Annotated in this window: 14 protein-coding genes; all 14 read right to left on the reverse strand. The window is 39.3% G+C overall.

Annotated elements, in window-relative coordinates; translation table 11 throughout:
• Window positions 1–170: 170 nt before the first annotated feature.
• A complete protein-coding gene (locus QFZ28_RS16815) occupies window positions 171–1,427 on the reverse strand; it encodes an anaerobic sulfatase maturase (protein ID WP_307195701.1) in 1,257 nt (418 codons plus the stop codon).
• Window positions 1,428–1,509: 82 nt separating this feature from the next.
• Window positions 1,510–3,831, reverse strand: a complete 2,322-nt coding sequence (locus tag QFZ28_RS16820) for an arylsulfatase (protein WP_307195702.1) — start codon at window positions 3,829–3,831, stop codon at window positions 1,510–1,512.
• Between the two features lie 170 nt (window positions 3,832–4,001).
• The gene (locus QFZ28_RS16825; protein ID WP_307195703.1) at window positions 4,002–4,793 is read right to left on the reverse strand and encodes a 2-keto-4-pentenoate hydratase; all 792 of its coding nucleotides are present in this window, start codon (window positions 4,791–4,793) and stop codon (window positions 4,002–4,004) included.
• Entirely contained in the window at window positions 4,762–5,610 is an 849-nt protein-coding gene (locus tag QFZ28_RS16830; RefSeq protein WP_307195704.1) for an FAD synthetase family protein, read from the reverse strand. Before QFZ28_RS16830 ends, QFZ28_RS16825 begins: the two co-directional genes overlap by 32 nt.
• A gap of 30 nt (window positions 5,611–5,640) precedes the next feature.
• Entirely contained in the window at window positions 5,641–6,108 is a 468-nt protein-coding gene (locus tag QFZ28_RS16835; RefSeq protein ID WP_307195705.1) for a flavin reductase family protein, read from the reverse strand.
• Window positions 6,109–6,469: 361 nt separating this feature from the next.
• The gene (locus tag QFZ28_RS16840) at window positions 6,470–7,288 is read right to left on the reverse strand and encodes an alpha/beta fold hydrolase (RefSeq protein ID WP_307195706.1); all 819 of its coding nucleotides are present in this window, start codon (window positions 7,286–7,288) and stop codon (window positions 6,470–6,472) included.
• A gap of 154 nt (window positions 7,289–7,442) precedes the next feature.
• Entirely contained in the window at window positions 7,443–8,420 is a 978-nt protein-coding gene (locus QFZ28_RS16845) for a catechol 2,3-dioxygenase (RefSeq protein WP_307195707.1), read from the reverse strand.
• A gap of 23 nt (window positions 8,421–8,443) precedes the next feature.
• Window positions 8,444–9,646, reverse strand: a complete 1,203-nt coding sequence (locus QFZ28_RS16850; RefSeq protein ID WP_307195708.1) for an acyl-CoA dehydrogenase family protein — start codon at window positions 9,644–9,646, stop codon at window positions 8,444–8,446.
• Between the two features lie 473 nt (window positions 9,647–10,119).
• The gene (locus QFZ28_RS16855; RefSeq protein ID WP_307195709.1) at window positions 10,120–11,556 is read right to left on the reverse strand and encodes a DEAD/DEAH box helicase; all 1,437 of its coding nucleotides are present in this window, start codon (window positions 11,554–11,556) and stop codon (window positions 10,120–10,122) included.
• A 226-nt stretch (window positions 11,557–11,782) separates the two neighbouring features.
• Window positions 11,783–12,289, reverse strand: coding sequence for a CBO0543 family protein (locus tag QFZ28_RS16860; protein ID WP_307195710.1), 507 nt, complete (start codon window positions 12,287–12,289; stop codon window positions 11,783–11,785).
• A 258-nt stretch (window positions 12,290–12,547) separates the two neighbouring features.
• The gene (locus tag QFZ28_RS16865) at window positions 12,548–13,105 is read right to left on the reverse strand and encodes a CBO0543 family protein (protein ID WP_307195711.1); all 558 of its coding nucleotides are present in this window, start codon (window positions 13,103–13,105) and stop codon (window positions 12,548–12,550) included.
• Between the two features lie 212 nt (window positions 13,106–13,317).
• Window positions 13,318–15,135 carry a XylR N-terminal domain-containing protein gene (locus QFZ28_RS16870; RefSeq protein WP_307195712.1) on the reverse strand — a complete coding sequence of 606 codons (1,818 nt, stop codon included), beginning with the start codon at window positions 15,133–15,135 and terminating at the stop codon, window positions 13,318–13,320.
• Window positions 15,136–15,357: 222 nt separating this feature from the next.
• On the reverse strand, window positions 15,358–19,533 hold the full coding sequence (locus QFZ28_RS16875) for a 5'-nucleotidase C-terminal domain-containing protein (RefSeq protein WP_307195713.1): 4,176 nt from the start codon (window positions 19,531–19,533) through the stop codon (window positions 15,358–15,360).
• Window positions 19,534–19,963: 430 nt separating this feature from the next.
• Window positions 19,964–21,406, reverse strand: a complete 1,443-nt coding sequence (locus QFZ28_RS16880; protein ID WP_307195714.1) for a DHA2 family efflux MFS transporter permease subunit — start codon at window positions 21,404–21,406, stop codon at window positions 19,964–19,966.
• Between the last annotated feature and the right edge of the window lie 43 nt (window positions 21,407–21,449).

Consider the following 21,449-nt stretch of genomic DNA (forward strand, 5'->3'; position numbering starts at 1 on the left):
CGGAACCGTCCCATTGTCGTTCAATGTCGTTTTGGTTCGTCGTTTTAAAAACTAAAAAATACTCACAATAAGTATTTGTGAGTAATTAAGATTGTAGTATTTGTAATCTTTTCTTTTTGTTATTGTATGTTCATTTAGAAGTTTATCAACTTTTCTTCAGGTAGAATCTATCAGTTTCTCACTATTAACGGTCCTTTGATGACCTGCATGATGTCAGAAGCGGGTAGTTTATGTTCGAGTAATTGGACGATGACTTTCATGTATCGATGAATATGAGAGAAATATTTTTTATAACCCACACATAAATAATTTAATCCGGGCTCGCCATCATCAGAGAGAAGGAAGCGATGTTTTGGGCATTCACCATGACAAGCAAAGCGTACTTCACAGGTTTGACATTGCTTTGGCAAGGTATCTCTTTTAATGTTTCCAAATTCTTTCTGTTGTGGAGAACTCATCATTTTCTTTAAAGAATCTTCGGAGATATTTCCGAGTTTATATTCAGGGTACATAAAATGATCACATGAGTAAACGTCCCCAGTGTGTTCGATAATCCCTGCATTCCCGCACGTTTCTGAAAATAAACAGATGGGCGAAGGAAGACCAAGCCAAGACGCAAGTGCCCATTCAAAATTCATCACATGAACTTTCCCAACATCATTTCGAACCCATTCATCGAAGACCTCAATCAGAAAATCGCCGTATCGCTCGGAGCCTACCGTCCAAGGAGAAACGGCCTTCTGTACCTCCGATTGTGTCAAAGACGGGGGTGTTGCATGGCGAAGTCCTAATTTCAATGCTTTTGCATCTGGCAGTCGTTCTACAATCGGGATAAATTGAAGATATTGAACCCCTTTTTCTTTAAAATATCGATAGATTTCGAGTGCCCGCGGCGCAGAATCCTTTGTTATACAGGTGAGGACATTATAGCTAACATTGTATTTTTGCAAGAGCGATAGACCAAATAGCACCTGGTCTGATGTCGGTTTCCCCCCACGGTTTACCCGATAATGATCATGGATCTCAGGCGGTCCATCGATGCTGAGGCCGACAAGAAAATCATTCTCTGCTAGAAATTTACACCATTCATCATTGAGCAACATGCCATTTGTCTGTAAAGAGTTTAGTATTTTTTTGCCTCCGGCATATTTCTTCTGGAATTGGACGACCTTTTTATAAAAATCAAGACCCATTAAGGTTGGTTCTCCCCCTTGCCAAACAAAAGGGATTTCTGGGGCTTTTTGCGATTTTATGTAATTTCGGATAAAGTTTTCTAATGTTGCATCAGACATTTTATAGCTTGGTTGTCCTGGAAACAGGGCTTCCTTTTCTGTATAAAAACAATAATGGCAATCCAAATTACATAGTGGGCCGCTTGGTTTTGCGATGATATGAAAATTATCTTCTCGTTGTTTTAGCAGATTCATTCCTTGTCCCCCGCTTCTACTATTTCTCTAATGGATAAGGTACAGAGGCATTGCCTCTGTACCCCTAACATTCCTTCTATATTTATGGAATCGTAACCATGGCTGCTTCTTCAAACGTATAAACGACTTTCTCTATGCTCCCTGTATAAGGGAATGTCCCTAGGTTTTCATATTCTGGGCTCACCGGGTACAGCAAATCTTCCCCAATATCTAAGCCTTCAAAGGCCATTTTGAATGGAAGTGTTTTGATTTGAGTCTTCCCTACTTCCTCATCATTCATATACAGGGTGCCAATCCCTTCATTATTAGCCATTTTATCGAATTGGAAGCGAAGTGTCAGTTTTCCTTCGGTTAGCTCTTTGTCCGAAACAATGTTATAACGAGCAAATCCAGAATTATGTTCATAGATTAAATGATTGTCCTTAATATAGAATGTATATCCACTCTTATCATTTCCAAGGGCTAACAGTACCCCTTGATCACCTTGTTTATATTCGAACGGTATTATAATCTCGTATGAACGATTGACCGTAAAAGGTGCTGCCGATTCACTTACGTGTGTCATTTCTGGAAAAAACGTGAACGTTTTTCTTGCTCGTTGAGAATCTTCCGGCAGATTCGTAAATGAATTGAGAAAATGTTCGGTAAGCGGGAAGACATTATTCTCCTTGGCTTCCTTCTCCCATAATTTCACCAACGTTTCCAATTTCTTCGGTTCTCGGTCTGCAAGATTATTCATTTCTGAAAAATCTTCATCCACGTGGTAGAGTTCCCAAACATCGTCTTCAAAGTCCTGGCCTTTTTTATGGTAGGCAATCGCTTTCCAGCCCTTATGATAGATAGCGCGATTTCCACTCATTTCGAAGTATTGCGTTTTCTTTTTAGACTCGGCATTGCCGTCCTTGAAGGTATAGGCAAAGCTTGTCCCAGTGACTGGCAGTTGTTCGACTCCTTTTAAGGTTTTAGGCGACTCGACACCTAGTACATCATAAATCGTTGCCGTGATATCACTTACATGCGTAAACTGGGTTCTTACTTTTCCTTCTTCTTCGTCTTCAATTCCTTCAGGCCAGTGTACAATCATAGGTGTCCGAATTCCACCCGCATAGGTTGTATTTTTCACCATTTTAAATGGCGTGTTGCTCACTTGTGCCCAGCCGGCAGGATAATCTGCATTGGTTGATTCCCCGCCGATTTGATTAAGCTTTCCTTGCACCGTTTGGAACTCTTCTTGCAACGCGTTGTAAGCAATTGCTTGGCTAGTAGAACCATTGGGGCCACCAATTGAACTTGCACCGTTATCTGATATTAACACAATGATGGTATTGTCTAGTTCTCCGGTTTTCTCTAAAACATCCATCATTTTTCCAACTTGTTCATCCGTATGCGTTAAGAACCCGGCATACGTTTCCATGAAACGCGTATACACTTCCTTCTTATCCTTAGACAGCTCATCCCATGGTTGAACGCCTGGATTTGGCGGAGCTAATTCAGCAGCTTCTGGAATAAGACCGATTTCTTTTTGTCTTTCAAAACGCTCTTGTCGTACCTTTTCCCAGCCTTCATCATAAACGCCATCGTACTTGTCTATGTACTCTTGCGGTACTTGGTGTGGCATATGCTGCGCCCCAAATCCTAGGTACATAAAGAATGGCTTCTCAGGTTGAATAGAAACATGGTCAATAATATACTGATTGCCCTTTTCTACAATCGCTTTGGAATAATGAAAGTCTTTCTCAATAGGTGTTTCAATATGCGTATTGTCTTCGACAAGCTCTGGACGATATTGATCCGAGGAATCTTCTAGGTTTCCAAAATAACGATGGAAGCCCTTTCCTAATGGCCAGTTATGATACGGACCCGCAGGCGTCACTTCTGTTGTTGGAAGGATATGCCACTTCCCAAGGGCGTAGTTTGTAAAATCGTTTTCAGAGAGCACTTCGGCAACAGTTCCCGCTTCAGGGACAAGTTCTCCTCTTCGATTTGGAAAGCTTGGGCCAAGGTCAAAGTTGGAAACCTGGCCCATTCCTACCGCATGATTGTTCCTTCCAGTTAACAACGAGGCCCTTGTTGGCGAACAAAGCGGCGTCACATGAAAGTTATTGTACCGAAGTCCATTTTCAGCTAGCCGGTCAATGTTCGGTGTCTTAATCTCTGAACCATAAGCACCTAAATCTGAATAGCCAGAGTCATCCAAAACGATGTAGATGACATTTGGTTTTTCCCCTTGTGTTTCATCTTTAACGGACTTCTTATCATTAGATGATTTATCTGAATTCGAATCCGCCTTTACTACCTTTTCACCGGTAAAATTCGCCGAGCAGCCAGCTATCATCGATAAAGCTGAACCAAAAACGGTTGCTTTAAAGAGATTTGGAAATTTGGACTTAAAATCACCAATCATATAATCAACTTCCCTCCCCTTATATGAATCTATCTCTTTTTACGTAGGATCCGACTTGAGAATTATTCTAGAAAGCGATTACAAAATATGATTCTATGAATCCTCTTTTATTTACGAGGTTTACGAACAACGACAGATTACGCCAACTGTTCGTTACCTCATAAATGCACTTAACCAAAAGAAACCTCCACTTTTCCTAACTGGCTAAACTCAGCTGTAAAGACATCTCCCTTTTGAGCTGCAACAGCTGCAGAAAGGGCCCCAGATAAAATGACTTCCCCAGCTTTTAACGAAACATTATATTCTACTAGCTTATTTGCCAGCCAGGCAACACATGCTGCTGGGTGACCTAACACATCTGCGCCAGTCCCTTTATTCATGATCTCACCATTTTTATAAAGACTCATTTCGATTTTCGTTAAATCCATACCCTTTGGATTGAACCTTTGAGATCCTAACACGAAAAGGCCACAAGAAGCATTATCGGCCACTGTATCTTCTAATTTAATTTTCCAATCGGTAATGCGGCTGTCAACAATCTCTATAGAAGGAACAATATATTCGGTGGCTTCTAGGACATCTTCTACTGTAACAGTTGGGCCGTTTAAATCCTTTTTCAACACAAAAGCAAGTTCGCCCTCGACCTTAGGGTTAAAAAGGGTATCCATTGGAATGGTACCGCCATTCGGAACTTCCATACTATCCAATAAATGACCGTAATCAGGCTGGTCCACTCCTAATAGTTTTTGCATAGCAAATGAAGTTAACCCGATTTTCTTCCCGACTACATTTTGTCCATCCTTAACCTTCTGTTCAATACTTTTCATTTGAACTCGGTATGCCTCATGGATCGTGATTTCAGGATACAAATCTGTAAGTGGAGCGACCGACTTTCTGTCTTTTTCTGCTTGAAGTAAATGCTGATAGGCTTCAAGCACTCGATTCGTTTGTTGAATATTCATAAAAAACCTCCCCCGTTTGATCTCTTTCAGTCCTCATCTGCCGATTCCAGACGATGGTCAAGTTTCCTTCAAGCCATAATGGAACTTGATTTTTACTCGTAAGCATTACGCTTTTCTCGTTTACAACCACTTCGGTCTGCAAAGAGTTCCACTTATTTTTCAAGGTAACTTCATAGCGCCCAGGAGCAGGGAGTGTATAATTCGAATAGGGTGTTAAAACAAATCCAGCACATTCACATTTTATTTCATAAGAGTGCCCGATTAGATAGGGAAGCTCTTCGACCTTACCGTCTAACAGTTGTTGTCTGATACGAGTCGAACTGATTTTTTCCCCTTTATACTCCACCTTTTCGACCGTAGTTACATCAATCATATCTCCGGAATCTTGTTTCAATGTTTCCATATTCCCTGCTCCACGGCTGCCATACGAAAAGTCATAACCTGCTACTGCATGAGTAACACCCAGTTTGATTAGGTATTCCTTAATAAATGCTTGAGGTGACAATCCTGCAAAGTCTCTATCGAACTCCACAAGGTAAAACGTATCCACACCTAGTTCACAAAGCCTTTTTTCTTTTTCGGACTGCGGCATTAAATAGTGAAAACACTCCTTCCCCCCGATGACCGTTTTCGGATGAGGAAAAAAACTCATGACTGAAAGTGAGACTTTTCTTTCCTTTGCTACCTGCAATGCGGATTGAATCACTTTTACATGCCCACGATGGAGACCGTCAAAACATCCAAGTGCCAAAACATTTGAGCTTGCCATGTCCTGATAAGCAGCCAAATTCCTCTTATTCAAATAGATGGTTTCCATACAGTCTCCTTTCATGTTCCAATAATGAAGTCAGCTTATACCAGCCAATGCACGATATTTTCCGTTAACGAAAACTAGAGGTTCCTTTTCTTCAAGGTGAATATCGGTTACTTTTCCAATAAATAACGTATGATCTCCTTCAACATGCTCCGTCGATACTTCACAAGCCACCTGTGCGCAGGCGCCTGCTAACACTGGTTTCCCATCTAGCCGATCAAAAACAACTTCACGAGGTTCCTTGATTTGTCCCGCAAAAATCATCGATAGCTCTTGTTGATCCGCAGCCAAAATATTTACGCTAAAGATCTTGCCCTCTTTGATTTTATTTAAAATTTTTGCTTTTTCTCCAATTGAAATCACAACAAGCTTGGGATCAAGGGATACCGACATGAAGGCATTTGCCGTCATCCCATGTACATCTCCATCAAGTTCTGTGGTAATCACGGTTACACCTGTCGCGAATTTTCCCATTGCCGTTCGAAATTGACGATCATCCATTACTTTTACCTCCTAAGATTTTTTTAATAATGGCTCTGTTATTATTTATTGTTGATTTTCGTGTAGGGTTGAGAATTCATAGGCGGAGAATTTCCGGCTATTGTATATAAAGGAAGCTTAAGAAGCAGATATAAGCGGAGATATTCCGGTTAACTGCTTTAAATAAGACAAAACTCAAGGATTTGGATACAATAAGCGGAAAAACTCCGCCTATTTTTAAGGAAATATGGGTATTTCCTAATATAAACGGAAATTCTCCGCTTATTTCCAAACACAGTGAAATCAACATTCAGTTTTACCAGAGCCTTAATAATAGTAGATATATAGAAATTACACTTTGCGAGTGAAATTTTTAAATTCATCATTTAATAAATCTTAAGATATTCTCCACAAACGGCTCAGTTTTTTCAATTTGTGTCCAATGCCCGCACTCATTAAATACGTGTAGTTCTGCATGCGGAAGCAATTCAATAAGACGGTAGCTGGTATCTTTAATTGGAATAACCCTGTCATTCAAACCATGAAATAATAGTGTTTGGACATTAATGCTTTGTATTTGTTCATCACTTAACGCCAATTCATCCAGTTTTTGTTGGCGAGGCTCTGGGAACATTGCCGAAAATGCCTCTTTCACATCAGGTTCTATACTAGCTTCATAGCGAAGTCGGACTAATTCTTCATTTTTCGCTGCTTTTTCATCGTACGAAAATAATTCAATTAATTCGCGCATTGATTGCAAACTTGGCTCATACCCCCAAACACGGTCTAACCCTTCTGAAATTTGGTGCTTGATGCCAACACTGCCCATTAAAATTAATTTTTTAACCAGGTCCGGTCTTTGATAGGCAACATGGAGTGCTAATGCGCCGCCCATAGAGTTGCCGACTAAGTGAACAGGCTCATCAGACACAGATTCTATAAAGCTAATTAAATGTTGTACCCATAATGCAACGGGATATTGGTGATCGGGCAGTTTATCAGTTTTACCAAAACCGATAATATCTGGTGCAAATACATGGTAGGACTCACTTAATTTCGGGATAATTAAGCGCCAGTTTGCGAAGGCAGATACACCAGGTCCTGACCCATGTATTAAAATAATTTTTTCTGCCCCTGTCCCTTCTTCATGATAGTGTGTATTTATACCATTAACATCCATATATTTTGATTGAATCGTCATCACGCATTGCTCCTTCCATCTATTAGAAAAAGATAGAGGAAACTATTGAAAGCTTCCTCTGGCTTGTTTGTTTCCATTCATTGTGAGCTTGTACGTTAGTGGGCAGTCCATGTTTCCCATTTCAACAAGCTCACCTTTAATTAGTCACCAACGTTTATTTTATTGGTGCAACTTCCTTTTTCTTCACTGGTGTTCCATATTCAAAGAACTCTTGTGGTAAGTTAGAGCCGTACCAAATAATTGCATGCTCTAAATCTTTCCCTTTCCATTCAACTGTTTTCCAGTCTGGGTCAAAGATTTGATAACCCGTGTCTCCGAATAATTCAACACGATTACCCCCAGGTTCGATCACGTATAGGAAGTAAGCCTGAGATACACCGTGCTTGCCAGGACCTGCTTCAATTTTATAGCCGTGCTCCACCAATAATTCACTTACATCCATTAAATGTTGAGGATAGCCGTACCAGTAGCAAATATGGTGCAATCTTCCCTTTTCAGCTAATGCGTCTCCCATAATGGCAACTTCATGCACTAATGAGTTTGAACTTAACCATGCTGCTACATCTGTATTATCATCATTTAAAATACGTTCGCGCACTTTAAATCCAAGAGCATTTTCTAAAAACTCAACGTTTTTATTTGTTTCTTTCGCCAGTACATTTACATGGTCTAAGCGACGTACTGGTACACCGCGACGCGGTCGTTTTTGCGGACGACTTAGAAGTGGTGTTGCTTGCTCTTCAGTCGGTTTGAAATAGTCAACCTCCCAAAGAATTTCCATTTTGTGCCCATCTGGTGTTGTAAATTGATAGGCTGGTCCATGACCGACATCGCCTTCACTCCACCCGATTCCATAACCTGTCGCTTCAATTTCTCGTACACGACGCTCTAGCGCTTGCGGAGAAGTGGCCCGCCAGGCAACATGACCTAGACCTGCTTCATCATTTTTGGTAATAATCAAGGTATGATGATAAAAATCCTCGTACGCTCGCATATATACGGAATCACCTTGTCGGTGCGATTCTTCCATCCCTAAAATTTCTTTAAAAAACCACACAGACTCTTCTACTTTCGGACTATAAATTTCAATATGTGCTAAGTGTGCGACATCAAAAATAGGTTCTTTCATCATTTCCATTCCCTCCAAAGTTTTATTTACCAAATTGGGTTTCCTTTAAAGCCAAAGATCGACTTGCCGTATGAAGCCATTGCATCTTCGTAATGGTGCGTTGGATGAGAAGCCGCTGTCATAAGGTCACGTACAAACAATTCAGTTGGCTGCCCTTTAAATACGGAGTTTCCACCTAAAGTGAGCAAAATACGGAGCGCCATCTCTGAGGACGTCTTCGCGATATGCCCACGGATCCCGAACAACTTTTCACGTTCTTCTTCATCCAAGGTTGTCATGCCATTTTGCTCGTAATACGTTAACTTCTCACAATATTCATTTGCTAAGCCTTTTAAAGAACTTAGTTGTAGCTTTAATTCTGCCAGTACGCGCTGACTGCTAGCTGCTTCTTTTTCATTTGCATTATTGTTGAAAACACGAATCCTGTTTTCTGTTTTTTCTTGGAAAATTTCAATCAATCGTTCAACGCCGCCAATCTGAATAAATTGGAACCCCATTAAAAACCATGGGATATACGGTACATTGAAAATTTGATAGTCCGGTTCAAAATTGCCATCTACTGGACCTTCACCTTTAATAACACGAGTTGCATGGAAGATACGATTCGGCGGTATGTAAACGTTGTCAACTTTTACCGCGTTACTACCTGAGCCGCGCAAGCCCATGGCATCCCAGTTATGGATAATTTCCACTTCCTCTTTATTCAAAATAAACATGCAATATTCCGGCTCTGTGCCATCCTTTAACTTGGCAATTGCACCTAAACCAATCCAATCACTCCAAAGCACACCACTGCAGAAGTTCCATTGACCTGATAGGCGATAGCCTTCGCCATCATCTGTTACTTTCCCGACAGGAGCAAATACGTCTGCCATTAATCCCCCATGATTGTATAATTCATCACGGCTTTCTTTTGGTAAAAAAGCAACCCAGGTTTCATGAATCACAAAGAAGTAACTTAACCAGGCAGCAGCGACACTATGATTGGCGATGGTACGGATGATTTCTCCAAACGTAAAGTAATCCAAATATTGACCACCATAAGCTTTCGGCCGCATAAGCTTATGAAAACCAGCTTCTTTAATTTTTTCAATCACTTCATCTGGAAGCTTTGAATCTTGATCTGCCTTTAAAGCATATTTTTCTGCTAATAATCCTACCTCCTTTGCCTTCAAAAGAAGTTCTTGTTTGTTAGGAGTCTTTTTAACTTCTAATAGATTAACTGCCATATACCTTCCTCCTCTTAAGTAAACGTTTTCAAGTTATATGAAGCACCTGCTGTTGATTTAAATTATAATATTTGGAATATTTTAAATATACCTACATTAAATACTGTATTTGGATTGTTTTTAACACGTTTTCTATTAAATAGTTTTTTTATATAGTTAATTGGATTGCGTAAATTGGTTTTAAAAGAAAGGATGTAAGCTAGATTATTATTGTAAAATGATGAATCAAACTAACCATTTTTATTTTTAACTAAGAAAAGCCTTGTCCATTAAATGTAAAGGGTTCCGTTTTGAGGTACTTTTCTAAAAATAAGTGCCAAAATGGTAGTCGTTTTGACTTGGTTATTGGTATATAAAAAAACTCGCCAGTTGGCGAGTTTCTTTATTAGGAAGACCTAAACCTTATTTAACTAAACCCTATAGTTTTAGTACAATCCTTCTCAAACTCCATTGAATCATCCTTCTTGTATGTTTCATAATGCTTTCTTTTTTCGAGTGGTCATGGAAGGTTTTTTACGTCCATTTCCCCCTAATTCCCTATTCCCTTTATAGTTTCTCCTTGATTTCTCTTGTATTTTAGGCTTACTAGCATATCGCGGTGTCTCGGAAGTTAACTGAACAGGAATATCCCTCTGTTCCTTTGACAACAATTTCAAGGCAACTGAAACTAACGCGATCGAATCGTACTGATCGAGCAATTCGCCTGCAGCATGTTTAAACTGTGTATACTGCTCCTCTTCAACCAATTGAATCATCTTTTCTACTGCGGTTTGCTGTATAGACTCCCTTGCCTCTGCTACCGTCGGTATTGATTTGCGCTGGATATTTCCTTTCGATGCTTTTTCAATACTTTGGATCTGTCCGGTTTCCCTCGGTGTAGCAAATGTAATAGCTAACCCCGTCTTACCTGCTCTCCCCGTTCTGCCGATTCGGTGAACATAACTTTCCGGGTCTTGAGGAATGTCAAAATTGTAGACGTGTGTAACCCCTGAAACATCAATTCCCCTCGCAGCCACATCGGTCGCAACTAAAATATCAATGTTTCCCTCACGAAATTTATTCATCACAACATCTCGCTGTCGTTGATTTAAATCTCCGTGTAATCCATCAGCAAGATACCCTCTTTTATTCAATGCATCACTTAATTCATCCACGCGCCTTTTTGTTCTTCCAAAAATCACGGCTAATTCTGGGTTATCCACGTCCAGCAGACGGCAAAGCACTTCAAATTTATCCCGTTCATTAACCTCATAATATATTTGTTTTACATTTGGAGATGTAACTTCCTTCGCTTTCATCTTTACTAACTCTGGATCGTTCATAAACCTTTCCGCAAGATTTTGAATCGGTTTTGGCATGGTTGCGGAGAACAGCAAGGTTTGTTTTTCTTCAGGGGTCTCTTTTAGGATTCGTTCGATATCCTCCAGAAAACCCATATCTAACATTTCATCAGCTTCATCCAAAACCACCAATGAGATGCGGTCTAATTTTAGCGTTTTACGTTTAATGTGGTCCAAAAGTCTTCCGGGTGTTCCCGTAATAATGTGAGGTCCCTTTTTTAATGCCTTAATTTGGCGATCTATCGACTGCCCTCCATAAATAGGGAGAGAGGTTATGCCCATGTATTTCGCCAGTCGATTGATCTCTTCTGAAACCTGAATAGCTAATTCTCTCGTAGGTGCAATTGCAATCGCCTGAACAAATTTTTTGCTCGTATCCACTTTCTCCAAGATCGGTATGGCGAAGGCAGCCGTCTTTCCGGTCCCTGTTTGTGCTTGACCAATAATGTCCTTCCCCGACAAAGCTATGGGAATGGCTTTCTCTTGAATAGGAGATGCTTCTTCAAATCCCATATCCGTAATTGCTCTTTTAATCGGCTCACTAATGCCCATTTCCTGAAATGTTGTCATATTTAAAAACCCCTTCTATACGTTTACTATTTTTTATATTGGACTAAACTCCTTGATTGAATGCACATCTGTACTGATTTTTAAAAGCAAATTAGGAAAGTAAGGGATCCACCCCTCGGGTGCAAGGGAAATACAGACAAAAGGCATCACGGTGATATAAGTATCGAACCATCCCACTGTAAGTGATCTGCCAAAAAAGAATAATCTTTTCAGGACGACGTTTCATTCATTTAATAATCTTAAAAGGAATATCGAAGAAATTTATTAAGAAGATGATAATAAATAAAGAGATGATATAAGCTCGGAATGGTTTAAACTGATGTATTACAATTACCGAAAACATGACAATATCAAATAAAAAAGAATACCAAAATTTCCATCCATTTTGATAAGAGATTCTTCCGAAGTTATACAATATCCACTCAATAAAAATATAAATTCCAGACCAAAGCAATATGTAAAATGATCTTTTAAACCATCCCTCTGGAAAATAGGAAAGAAATAGTAAAATACTAATAGGCATCGTGATTAAAGCATATACAATTACGACCATTTCATGTCCGTATAAAAAATCTGGGTGGAACTTCCATAAGGTATTTTCTTTTACAATATATTCGTACAGTAATCCTCCTGTGGCAATAAAAAACATACTTGCATGGTATTTTCTCCAGTTTTTCCAGTTCCCCCACTTAAAGGAAGCTATAATGGTTAGCACCGCAATGGCAACGTGCATTCAAACACAAACCTTTCGTGTGTTTTTATAACAGTTTCCCCTTTTTCATTGTGAAATAATGTAATTTCATCAAACTATTTAATTTCCCTTACAATTTGGTAGTGAACATTGTACTCTTATTGCACTATTCATTTAATAGTCGAATAAAAAAAGGCAGTATTTTTAGGCAGCCAGATCTTTAATGAAAGCATCCGTTAGCTGAAAAGAAGAACAGCTAATACCTTTTAATTTAGAGAATTAAGGTTCACCTTTCTATCTTTAACTGTTACCCTTTTTCTGTATTTTAATAATTTTTAAAACTAACCCTTTAGAGAAAACTCCCATTAAGAAAAAACCGAAAAACGAATAAACATGGTTCCATTTAAGTGGTTTATAAAGGTTCAGCATTTCTGCAAGAGGTTCCCAGACGAAAGCAAAAATGAAAGACATAATCAGAAGAACTATAGAAAAGGATTTCCAGTTTGAAAAATATTGATAAACTAACATATAAAGTATTGGGAGTAACGTATAATCTATCGGTACTAAAGGAGTACAAAGTGGAAGCAGGGTATCGGAATAAACCCACATTGAAAAATTCCAACCCATGACATCAAGAAAAGTTGAAATAGAGATGATAAAAAATCCATATAATAAAATTTCTAAAATACGGCTTTTATCAACTATTTTCCACCAAAAAAACCACGGAACAATTGTCAAAGCAAGTAGAATCCACCATTTTAATGAAAAAACAAAATTATGTATCCAATAATCCATCATCATTTTATTTAACTCAATGGTATGTTGTTGTATTTCTATAGGTGTTGGAATTTTCTGCAAATATTACACCTCCTATTTACTGCAGTTAGTTTTATCCGAAATTTTTGTCATTAAACATACTTTCATCGTACGAATTTCTACATTCGTTTATATAAATATTATATAGCTATTAGTGTAATCCTCCCTAAACAATAATTGAGTCAAAGTTTAGTCCAATATGCCATCTTATTAGAAATACCAAGTCCTTACATTAAATGGACAAGGCATTATAGTTAAATCTCAATTTTCCCTTTTGCTTTTAAAATATTGATGGCTAGATAAAGTGTGAAGGCATATTGGGTGTCATTAAGATCATGGTTTAAAATCTCACTAATTTTAGCCAGCCGGTAGCGTAATCCGCTAATCGACATGGATAATTCCTTCGCCGTATTGTTAATACTGCTTCCATTATCTATATAAGTAAATAACGTTTTGATTAACTCAAATTCACTACTATCTGCTTCTAACAACCTGCCAATATGTTGGTTTACAAACCGCTCAATCAACACATCATCCTGTAATTGGAATAAAACGCTTTCAATTCCTAGTTCTTCAAAGTAATATACATTTTTTCGATTGTTGGTTGCACGTAATGCCGCCAATGTTTCATTGTATAGCGTGACCGTTTGTGAAAACTCCTGGATGACAGAACTAACACCGACAGAAATCCTATATTTTGGGAAGCGCCGTGAACAATGTCTTAGTAATTGCTCAATAAACGTGGACTGTGGTATATGCAGTCTTTCAAAACTAGGGTACTCAATTAATATAATAATTTTGTTGAGTTTTTGTGAAACGATTGAGTTGATCGACCGTTCTTTTAAAAACAGATGAAGATGACCAATCATTTCTTCATTAAATGCTAATTCATTTTCAATACTTAGTTCCTTTACAAATCGTTCAAGCGTCAGCATCCAATAGCTCGAAGAAGGATTGAAATCTAAATAATAGGCGATTTTATACATTTCTTCCTTTGCTAATCGACCTTCCAAAATATCATTTAAAAAGCTCCGTTTAATTGTTTGCTCCGTATTAACCTTGATGCTTTCATTGAATAATATCAGCGAAGACGTTATGGCTGCATTTTCAATAATCATATAATCAAGCTCATTAGGCTGATTGTCTCCTGTATAAATGAAAGAACAATAGCCTTTAATTTCTTGTCCATAATAAATTGGGGTCCTTAACAATGAAATTTTTTCGGAATAACGTATAAACGAAGTGTTCGAATCTCTAAATCTATTTAAAGTAAGCTGGTCCGGAAGGTTTCCTGATTTTACAATGATTTGATTATATTCATCTTCAATAAAGACTGTTAAACCTGTCGTTTCAAATAAAATATTAACGACTTTTTGTATTCCATGGTTCGACAGAAGTTCTTCAATTAAACGCCTGTGTATATCACTCGCTTTACTTAAATGGTCCCGCTCCATTTTTAATTTCGCTGTTATTTCATCAAGTTCCTTAATCATGCTATTTGCTTGATAGTAACTTAGGTCGCTCGTAATTTCTTCTCCCCATTTGTCAATTGGCATACAAATGCATTTACAATGCTCGTGTCCCATTGCACGGCATTCAACTTCCTTAACTAGGATAGGCTGCTGCAAAACTTTTGATAAGTAACCGCTAGCATAACCACATAGGGTGTGACAAACTGGCTCTTTACTGAGGCCTTTAGCTTTTAAATATTGAGATGCTTCAAACGTATTAATCCAGAGCACTTCTATAAAATTGCATTTCTTTTGCTCATCAAAGCTCATTTCTAAAATTTCCACTTTATCTAAGTAACCATGTAGCATGTGAAATTTAGGACCTGCCAATGCCAAATCTAACTCATCGTCCCATTCCAACGACATGGCTTTTTCCGCGTCACTCACACCACAATGCCAGCCGTAGCGAATAAACACGCCCCTCGTTCGTTCCTCGCCAATTACCGTAATGAGCTCATTTTTCAAATTTGTTCTTGCTTCAATCGGGATCGTAATAATTCGTTCATAAAATTGATTTACAACTTTTTCTCTCGGTAATTCAAAAGCATTCTTTATGTGCATTTGCATTATTTTTACTACACCCCTTTGTCTGTACTCAGTTGGAAAATCAAACATTTATCACATAACACTATGTAAATTCTATTCTATCATTTTAACATACTCTTCTGAAAATTCCCTTTACTTTCATCTTCATACTTTAATGATTTCTCTGAAATGGCCCATTATTCTTTTATGGCTGCTAATAAGAAAGCAGGCTGCTAGAATAGCAACCTGCCTTTTCTCTTACTTCTCGTTTTTCTTTAATACGCTAACAATCTCAGCCTCACTAACATTTCCAGCAGCGTCTGTTGCCGTCACGGTTAATAGATTCTTATGTTTTTGCTTTGGCACAGATATCGTAAACTTACCGTCAGTATCTGCTACAGCTGAGCCTAGTTCTACCTTATCCAACATGACCCTAACACTTGCACCAGCTTCCGTTGTTCCTGTGATAACCGTATCATTGTGAATGACAGGATATATTTTTGGTTGATCTGGTGGTGTTACGTCTACTACCTTCACTACCGTCGCATCACTGACATTGCCAGCACCATCTGTTGCAGTAACGGCAAGCTCCGTTCCAGCTGAATGCTTCGCTATTTCGACTACAAAACTACCATTTTCTAATGCCGTGCTTGAACCAATAATGGTTCCATTAATCGACACTTCAACTGTTGCACCTGATTCTGCCGTTCCAGTAACCTGTGTCGATTGGTCTGTTACTTCATTTACGGAAGGAGGAACTGGGGCTTCGTTATCCTCAACTTCTTGTACAATTCTACCTTCAACCACTGGAGAAACAGGGTTGACTTTTTCTAAATAGGAAGTAAACACTTCAAAGTCTACAATGTATAACTCTGCGATACGACCTTCGTCCTTCGCTGTTTTAAACATACTGTAGCCATCGCCGCCGTCGGCAGTGAAGGCATTCGTCGCTACGCGATACATTTTATCCAGTTGGAGTTCTTCATATCCCTCAGCCGTTAATGCCTGAACATGCCAGACACGTTCACCTATAGGTTTAGCTGGATCATACTTGAACTTTAAACCTGATACCTGCATGAATCCACCTGCACCAGGTGCGCTCACACTGTGCTCTAAGGCAGCAAGAATTTCTTCACCTGTTAGGTCTAGAGTCACTAAGTTGTTTCCAAATGGCAGAACCGTTAATACTTCTCCTAATGTGATATCTCCTTGATCAATGGAGGCACGAATTCCTCCTCCATTTTGCATCGCAATATAGGTTGGGATAAACTCATTTGCTTTAGCTGCCATCCCATCGGTAATTAAGTTTCCTAGATTGGTTTCCTTGCTGCGAACATCTTCACGGACTCCATTTAATGCAACCGATGTGCTGCCTACTACCTGTTTTTGTAGTTCTGTTAATGGAGCTTTGAATTCCTCCACCTTAACTTTAGCAGCAGCATCCTCCGTAAACTTACTTAAATCCTTTAGTTCGCCCGTGTAATTCGCTATTACACCATTTTCGTCAAATGTTACATCCAGAACACCAAGGTATTTTAAATACTCGTTTGCTTGGACGATTAATGTCGGCTCCGCTTTTTCTACAACAACTGGAGCGTCTAGTTTTGTATGGGAGTGACCGCCGACAATGACGTCAATGCCGTCTACCTTTTCAGCTAAATCCAAGTCGGGTTGATAGCCTAAGTGGGATAAGGCAATAATTTTGTCTACACCTTGTGCTTCAAGCCTATCAATTGTCTCATTGGCTTTTTCGACTGCATTTTCAAATACAATGCTGTCTCCAGGGTTCGCTAGAAAAGCTGTATCTTCCGTTGTTAATCCAAAGATCCCAACCTCTTCTCCATCCACTTCTTTAATAATCGCTGGGTAGATTTCTCCTTGTTCATTCGTTCCTCCAACCGAGGTATTGAATATTGGCCCTAGGTCAGGATCTTTAGCCATATTAACGTTAGAAGACACAATTGGGAACTCAGCCTGCTTAATAAAATTCGCTAGTGTCGCCGAATCCTTATCAAACTCATGATTTCCAAGGGTCATAGCGTCAAAGCCTAACTGATTCATAAAATACAAATCTGCTAGACCTGAATACTGTCTAAAATATAAGGTTCCTGAGAACACATCCCCTGCATTTAACAGCAGGCTGTTTTCCTTCTGGGAACGTAATTCGTTTACAGCTGTTATCAACTTAGGGAATTGCTCCACATAGGCATGGGTATCATTTGTATGAAGAAGTGACATTGTAAAGGGTCCTTCTTCTACAGCTAAATCTAATTGAGCCACAAGTGCATCATGATCACTAGTGCGTCCGTGGTCTTCCATATATGGAGAGTTAAAGTTTACTATATCTAGTGTCGCTGCTTCAGCTAAGTTATTGGAAACTAGAATATGATCCAACACTTGTGCGTTTCCTTGATAGTTGTATGTGTATCTTTCAGAAGCAGGCAATGTTTCAACTAAGTTCGTTAAATCATCACCTTTTAATGCCGCTAATGGTGCAGAAAACTCAAAATCGTTTAAATCGCCTAGTACCACTACATTTGCATCCTCGTTGTTTTCTTTTATGTCAGACACAAAGTTATTAACGATTGTGGCAATTTGCATACGTTGTGCTTCACTTTCAAGGTACGGCGGTTGATTTTTTCCAAATAAAGGCTCATCCCCGCCTTTTGAGTTGAAGTGATTGTTAATCACAATAACTTCTTCACCTTGGAAAGTAAACTCAGCTGCCAGTGGCTTACGGCTGCTGTTGAATGCTGCATTTGTTGGGTCAATGCGGCCAGGGTTTAAGGTTAGAGAACCATTTTCATATTGAACCGCACTTGTAGCATCGCCCTTTGGTGCCTCGTTTAACGTTACACGTTCAGGATTGTAGAGATAACCGACACGGATGTTTCCACCAGGAACTCCACCATCTTTACCGTCTACTGGAGCAATCTCTGTCCAGGCATAGGTAGGTCCACCAAAGCCTTGGATCGCATCACTTAATGCCTTGTAATTTGCATCGCCCTTTACAACACCATTATCCGTTTCTCCACTTTCGTCAAGCACTTCAACTAGATCAATGATATCTGGAGAGCCTAAGTTCTCAACCATTGATTTTGCCAGCTTATCGCGTTTGACAGTGTCTGAAGCTGCGAAGTTTTCGATATTGTAACCTGCGATGGTTAGTTTATCTTCTTCTTTTTGTATTGTCGTTACTTCATTCGTTCTTTCACGTTCTACTAGTTCAGGTAAATCAGCTGCTTTTGTTAGAATCTTAAAGTTACTAAACGTGTAGCTGACCACTCCTGTGACTGTACCATTAAATGAGTCACCCGCTTTTGTTACAAAGCTGCGATCATCAAGCTGCAGGAGCATTTTCTCAGGATTTTGATTTTCTTTTGTTAATAGAGGTGTTCCTTCTTTTGTATATGCTTTACCATCTACTTTACCCGTAATAACAGGTACTTCACCATATTTCTGTGGACCTGTTACTGTTGGACTTTCAATAGAAACAAGCATTCCTTCAAGGCTTTCATAAAAATCAATGCCATCTTCTGCTGGGTCAAATGTGGCGAATTGATCGTTATCAATGACTGACGTTGGAGCAATCACGTCCTTGCCGATGACAAGTGGAGTCGGAAGCTCAGTTCCACTTGAAATCTTTGTGATTTTTCCAGATTGGGCATTAATTTCTGTCATCGCTAAATCGGTTTGGAGTTTCTCGTCGTAACCATCTAGTACCCACTCTTTTACTAGTCCTGATACGGTTACACTATCGCCGACAGCAACACCGTGAGACGGCCTGTAAACAAGAATTCCTTCTGAAGTATTTGAATTGTCATCCGAATTAGGGTCTTGCATGTAGAAATTGCTGCTGTTTTCTACATAGGTTACTACCCCGGGTACATCGACTACATTTTTATCTTTATAAGGTGAGGTATGAGATTGACCTTGAATGTCGCGAATTTTTAATCCTGTTTCGCCCGTTACAGGAGGCTCATCTGGGGGCGGCGTTGTGCCATCAAACGACATGGCCGTTGGATTTTTTAGACCAGGTACTGAATAATATACTTCAAGTGAACCAGTAACAAAAACCTTTTTACCAACTATTGAAGGATTCGTTAATAATCCAAAATTCTGGCGAAAACCTGATGATAAAGGTATTTGGATGGGTAATATTTTCGTTGCGTCTCTTTCAGTAGGGCTATCTGCGATAGCGATGTTTGTATCATCTTTAAATGGAACTTCAAAATCATATGTAGCTTTACCATTCCCTCCACCAGTGGTATAACCTACAATATAACCTGCAACTGTGGCAGTCCCCGTATTGTTAGCAATTGCTTGGGCAACGGTAATTGGTTCAGCTGCCTGCGCCCGATATGGGAGAACCATCCCTATCAACATGACCAATATTGTCGATAGTGCAAAAAACTGTTTTGTAAGTTTCTTCAAGAGTATACCTCCTATTAATCTAGTATATCTATATAAGTAGTACTTCCACATAATCTTACAAATCTAATAAACCTATCCTCCTTTCTTATAGGGGGAAGCACCACAGATATATTCCTAACTTACCATTTCTCTTTGTTTTTTCGTTCTGTTTAACGAAAACTTTACTGACGTGATACAAATCATTAACAATATTTACATAATAAAATATGGAACTAACACTAGCACCTCTATCATACTATTTATTAATTTTTCTTAAACGAGAACAAATTCCTATAACCTTCCTCCTATTTTTTGGATAAATTCTAGATTAGAGGCTTCTACTGCTCACCCCGAATGAATCCAAATTAGCAGGTCCATAAAAAAACGCTCCTTACAAAATGTAAGGAACGTTTCATTCAATTGATAAAGTTCACGAGAGAAAACTTACCCATTACTCCTGGAGTTTCACTCGTACATTTCTTTGTCTTTTTCCATCTGCTTCACCCTCTGCCTGGCGTTTATGCTTAATGAAAAAGGAGAGAATTACCCCTATTAAGGAAAGAATCGAAACCACCATAAAGGCGATGTTCGCTCCGTGTATATCTGGATATGCAATGTCCGGTCGCTGTTTTGCCGTTTCCGCTGTTGTGGTCATAACAGTAACAAGAATGGCGGTTCCTACCGAAGCGGCAATCATTTTCATCGTATTATCCATGGCCGCACCATGGGGAATTAATCGTTTTGGTAACTGATTCAAGGCAGCTGTTGCGACCGGCATCATAACCATGGAAAGACCCAGCATTCGTATCCCATAGAGGACCGTAATATAGGTCAATGTGGTCGATGGACTTAAGGTCGTAAACGCAAATGAAGCAGCAGTCATGATTGTTAATCCAATCATCACGAGCCATCTTGCCCCAACTTTATCAAATATTCTTCCAACAATAGGTGACATAATCCCGCTAATCACTGCACCAGGTAATAAAGCAAGCCCGGCCTCAAAGGCAGAAAACTCTCTCATATTCTGCATAAACAGCGGGATGATTGTTTCTGCTCCAATTAAGCCCATAAAGCTGATCATTCCAATCGCTACGGCAAATGGGAAAATTGAAAACGTAAAAACACGAAATTCCAGCATTGGATGTTCTAGTCTTAATTGGCGGAAAATAAACACAATCAGTGATATACCGCCAATTGTAAGGGATAGCAAGGTTGCAGAATGTGACCAACCGTAATTTCCAGCGCTCGTAAAACCATAAAGCAGCCCGCCAAAACCAAATGACGATAATAAGATCGAAATGACATCAACTTTTGGCTTGGAAATCTCTGTGACATTTTTCAAGAAAAAGAATGCAACAACAATATCGATAAGAGCTATAGGCAAAATAATAAAAAATAACACTCTCCATGAAAATTGCGATGTCACCCATCCAGACAATGCTGGTCCGATGGCTGGTGCAAAGGATATCACAAGGCCGACAAGACCCATCGCTGCACCGCGCTTATTAACCGGGAAGATGAGTAAGAATACGGTTGTCATTAATGGCAGCATGACACCGGCCCCTACAGACTGAATGACTCTGCCTGCAAGAAGAATTTCAAAATTAGGAGCAATTCCACTAACAACCGTTCCTAACGCAAAAACACTCATTGCGGAGATAAATAACTGTCTTGTGGTAAATTTTTCTAATAAAAACGCACTGATGGGAATCATGATCCCATTCACCAACATAAAGACTGTGGTAAGCCACTGTGCACTATTTGCGGTAACGCTCATTTCATCCATAATTGGAGGAATTGCTGTTATCATCAGCGTTTGATTCAAAATCGCGATAAAAGCCCCTGCTAACAACAGGCCCACGATTAACGATTGCTTGTTCTCTGAACTCTTCATTCATCCAACTCCTTATTAAAAAATATACTGTTACAGATTACCT

It is taken from the genome of Neobacillus niacini (assembly GCF_030817695.1).
Lineage (GTDB): Bacteria > Bacillota > Bacilli > Bacillales > Cytobacillaceae > Neobacillus > Neobacillus niacini_F.